This window comes from Aliivibrio finisterrensis (genome assembly GCF_008933155.1).
Lineage (GTDB): Bacteria > Pseudomonadota > Gammaproteobacteria > Enterobacterales > Vibrionaceae > Aliivibrio > Aliivibrio finisterrensis.
On sequence record NZ_WBVP01000109.1, the window covers coordinates 1 to 361 of the forward strand.

Annotated in this window: 1 protein-coding gene; it reads left to right on the plus strand. The window is 49.6% G+C overall.

What is annotated here, in order from left to right; translation table 11 throughout:
• The coding region (locus tag F8B77_RS17765; RefSeq protein ID WP_167512881.1) for a hypothetical protein at positions 1-361 on the plus strand (361 nt) is incomplete at both ends.

Below are 361 nucleotides of genomic sequence, written 5' to 3' on the forward strand. Positions count from 1 at the left end.
TTATGCAGCTGATAATACGCAACCAGCACCTTCGGCAACTGATTATGCGATGGTGGGCATTAACGGTGTGGATGCCAACAACCTCAGTGAAGTGAATGGTCAGGTAGATAGCCAATCGTTGGCCACGGTGGCTGCGATCCAGACGCTAACCGATAGCGTCAATGTGATCCAAAACTACGCGGTAGATAATACCCAAACCGCGCCAACAGTAACTGATTATGCGCTAGTGGGCGTTACCGGTGTTACTGTCAATAACCTCAGTGAAGTAAACGGTCAGGTGGGCAGTCAATCGTTGACCACGGTGGCAGCGATTCAGATTCTAACCGATAGCGTCAACGTGATTCAAAGTTACGCGTTGGAT